The sequence below is a fragment of the Mesorhizobium sp. M5C.F.Ca.IN.020.29.1.1 genome (genome assembly GCF_003997375.1).
Classification (GTDB): Bacteria; Pseudomonadota; Alphaproteobacteria; order Rhizobiales; family Rhizobiaceae; genus Mesorhizobium; species Mesorhizobium wenxiniae.
On the sequence record NZ_RZSW01000773.1, the window covers coordinates 1 to 2,192 of the forward strand.

A 2,192-nucleotide genomic window follows, 5' to 3' on the forward strand; every position below is an offset into this window, starting at 1 on the left:
CGATAGGCACGATCGCGCGCGACGAAGACGTTGCGGTCCGCGATCGCTTTCGCCACCGCTTGCCCGTTGCCCACCGCCAGCGGCTCGAGATAGGTGCCGTCCTCAAGGAAGGCGCAGCAGTTTTCCGTCCCGAAAGGATGGATGCCGGTCGGCGCCACGACAAAGCCAAGCGAAACCAGCCGCGCCCGCGCCACGTCGAGGCTCGCGGTCGGCAGCACAAGATGGTCAAGCGGATAAGGGCCTTCTGTCATCGTCTCGGTCATGCCGGCGCGGTGTGCATCATTCCGGAATTTGGTTCAAGAGCCTCACCTGACGCCGCGAAGATCCGGCGGCCTATCGTGGCCGCATGCCTCTGGAATACTTGCCGCTGCCGGAAACCAACTACGTCACCCAAATGAGAAAGATCCTGTTCATAACGGCAGCGGTCGTAGCGATGGCTGTTCTCGCCATGCTGGTCTGGGATGCGCCAAAGCGGCCGGGCGACGATCCGACCGAACCGACCGCCGCTCAGGCAGAGTAATGTAGCTCCTGCTTCGGTCAATTTCTCTTCAGGTGCAGCCAACAACATCCGCCGAATATCGCAATTCGCGCAGCGGTTTGACCTGGCTGGTCGTCTCGGCATAGAGCGGATGCGCCTTATAGGCGGCCAGAGCGGCATCATCCTCGAACTCGGCATAAACGACCACGTCGATCTCGTCCGAAAGCGGGTCAACCTTGGTGTTGAGCGTCACCTCGAAAAGGCGGGAATGGGGAATGTTGCCCAGCGCCAGCAAGCCCCTGCGTACGGCCTCGACATCCTCTTTGTGCCGCGCGCTGAAGAAAACGATATGCCGGATCAACCCCAGCCTCCTCGATCGATGAGCAAGCGTGTTTTGTGTGGGCAAAACGCTCGCGTCAACCGGCAACGATGTCGCGGCGACAACGCGTTGGGCGGGGAAAGAAACCTAGACGATACTGGTGATGTAGCGCACGACGCGCGTTATCTCCCCGACCGTGGTGTCGAGATAGCGGCCCTGATTGTAGAGTCCGTCCCAGATCAGGAAGAACGTGACGGCGCAGATGACGATGACATAACGCATGCGTGAAACTACTGCATCTGGGTGGCTGCAACCATAGTGATTCCAGCGTTGAGCAGCGCCCTCCCCCAGAATCTATCCATTGATCCGTGTTCGCCTGCCTTGGCTCTTGAAGTTCCCTTTGATGGCATGAAAGATTGCTGCGGGGATTCATCGGGAGGCGGCGTTCGCGCCCTGGCGAATGAACTGCAAGAGTGTGTGGAAACCGGCCATTTTTCGCCGGCGCCGCAGAAGTCCCGGGGCGTGACATGGCTCACAAGGAAGACACCGGCGTGGCATCGGGCGACGGGGTCAGGTTGGACGAGTTCAATTTCACCGAAACCGCGAAAGGCCTGCCGGCCAAGGCGCGGATGGTGCTGTCGGCGGCGATGAACTGCCGCGTGGGTCCCTCAAGGTGAGGATGCCGGAAGGCCGCGCCGTCCTCGTCGGCGGCAAGGCGCCGGGTCCGGACGCCGAACTGGTGCTCAAGAACTGGCGCTTGCACGGCCGCGCCTTCAACGGCGGCACCATCGGCATCGCCGAATGCTACATGGACGGCGATTGGGACAGTCCCGACGTGACCAGTTTCCTGGACTGTTAGTGGTCAATTCTGAAATCAGAGAGAGCATCGCCGGCGGCGCCAGTTGGCTGGTCAACGCCGTCCAGCGGGTCCGCCACTGGTTCAACCAAAACACCCGCACCGGCTCGAAGCGCAACATTTCGGCGCATCACGTTCTCGGCAACGCCTTTTACAAGGAATGGCTGGATCCGAGCATGACCTATTCGTCCGGCGCTCTATGCGGCTGGCCCCAACGATCTTGACAGCGCGCAAGCCGCCAAATATCGCGCGCTGGCCAAGGCCACGGGCATCGGCGCGAAAGACCACGTGCTGGAAATCGGTTGCGGCTGGGGCGGCTTTGCCGAATTCGCCGCACGCGAGATCGGCTGCCGCGTCACCGGGCTGACGATCAGCCGCGAGCAGCATGATTTCGCCAGAGAACGCGTCCATAAGGCTGGACTTGCCGACAAGATCGACATCAAGCTGCAGGACTACCGCGACGAAACCGGATCCTACGACCGCATCGCCTCGATCGAGATGTTCGAGGCGTCGGCGAAAAATACTGGCCTGTGTTTTTC

General features: G+C 61.1%; 4 protein-coding genes and 1 pseudogene. 2 read left to right on the forward strand and 3 right to left on the reverse strand.

Annotation, left to right across the window (positions count from 1 at the left end; all coding sequences use genetic code 11):
- The coding region (locus EOA85_RS33355) for a VOC family protein (RefSeq protein WP_164760063.1) at positions 1–263 on the reverse strand (263 nt) is incomplete at its 3' end.
- Between the two features lie 83 nt (positions 264–346).
- Between EOA85_RS33355 and EOA85_RS37885 the strand changes: the two genes are divergently transcribed.
- The gene (locus EOA85_RS37885; RefSeq protein ID WP_164760064.1) at positions 347–520 is read left to right on the forward strand and encodes a hypothetical protein; all 174 of its coding nucleotides are present in this window, start codon (positions 347–349) and stop codon (positions 518–520) included.
- Between the two features lie 28 nt (positions 521–548).
- On the opposite strand, the gene EOA85_RS33360 is transcribed toward EOA85_RS37885, so the two are convergent.
- Together EOA85_RS33360 and EOA85_RS40010 are read right to left on the reverse strand one after the other, a co-directional pair.
- The gene (locus tag EOA85_RS33360) at positions 549–839 is read right to left on the reverse strand and encodes a Dabb family protein (RefSeq protein ID WP_065008787.1); all 291 of its coding nucleotides are present in this window, start codon (positions 837–839) and stop codon (positions 549–551) included.
- Positions 840–944: 105 nt separating this feature from the next.
- Positions 945–1,079, reverse strand: a complete 135-nt coding sequence (locus EOA85_RS40010; protein WP_281033824.1) for a hypothetical protein — start codon at positions 1,077–1,079, stop codon at positions 945–947.
- Between the two features lie 245 nt (positions 1,080–1,324).
- Between EOA85_RS40010 and EOA85_RS33365 the strand changes: the two are divergent.
- Positions 1,325–2,192: pseudogene (locus tag EOA85_RS33365) on the forward strand (cyclopropane-fatty-acyl-phospholipid synthase family protein); the annotation flags it as partial.

Bases quoted from the DNA above. Each gene is read 5' to 3' on its own strand.
- EOA85_RS37885 (WP_164760064.1), top strand. From the start codon at position 347: ATGCCTCTGGAATACTTGCCGCTGCCGGAAACCAACTACGTCACCCAA.
- EOA85_RS40010 (WP_281033824.1), bottom strand. From the start codon at position 1,079: ATGCGTTATGTCATCGTCATCTGCGCCGTCACGTTCTTCCTGATCTGG.